The organism is Brachyspira sp. SAP_772 (assembly GCF_009755885.1).
Lineage (GTDB): Bacteria > Spirochaetota > Brachyspiria > Brachyspirales > Brachyspiraceae > Brachyspira.
The window spans coordinates 1-579 of record NZ_VYIX01000306.1 but is presented as its reverse complement, the minus strand read 5'-3'; the positions used below and the strand labels follow the sequence as shown (position 1 = coordinate 579).

The window sequence follows — 579 nt, the reverse complement described above, 5'->3', positions numbered from 1 at the left end:
AAAGTATGGAGAGACGGAGATTTTTAAATTTTAATATATAAATAAAAAATATTCACGGAGGAATAAAAATCATGGAAGCACAAGTTCAAGAGAGAGAAGATGTTATCACTATTGAAGCTAAAGATGACATTAGAACTTTAATTACAAAGTATAAAGAGCAAAATATTATAACTATCACAAGCAAAAAAATTAAAGCATTATAAATAGCAAATAAAAGGCAATTATTAAAAATAATGGTTGCCTTTTTTAGCTAAAAATATAATTTGAATATTTATATATTTTTAATAATTATATTCTAAACTAATCTCAAATATATGCTCTAAAATCTCATCATTTTTTAAAGGCGTATAATAATTAAAAGTAAAACTAAAATTATTATAGTTTATAAGAAGCTTAGTATTTAAATCCATTTTATAATTAGGTGAATGAGAGAAATAAGTTATTATATTAAATAAATTATTAAGAAAAGATAAATAAAGCCCTATAGAATAAAATGAATGACTATCCTCATAAAAGTATTCCACATATGGACTAAGTATAAAATCATAATTATAAATAATAAAATCATAATTATAAATA

General features: G+C 20.2%; 1 protein-coding gene and 1 pseudogene. One reads left to right on the top strand and one right to left on the bottom strand.

Annotated features, from left to right (window positions below):
• Nucleotides 1–71: 71 nt before the first annotated feature.
• The gene (locus GQX97_RS15095; protein WP_013243853.1) at nucleotides 72–203 is read left to right on the top strand and encodes a hypothetical protein; all 132 of its coding nucleotides are present in this window, start codon (nucleotides 72–74) and stop codon (nucleotides 201–203) included.
• Nucleotides 204–281: 78 nt separating this feature from the next.
• Here the strand turns inward: GQX97_RS15095 and GQX97_RS14200 are convergent.
• Nucleotides 282–579, bottom strand: a pseudogene (locus GQX97_RS14200) (hypothetical protein); the annotation flags it as partial.

What these genes read in the sequence shown, in the direction of transcription:
- GQX97_RS15095 (WP_013243853.1), top strand. Translation starts at nt 72, where the DNA reads ATGGAAGCACAAGTTCAAGAGAGAGAAGATGTTATCACTATTGAAGCT.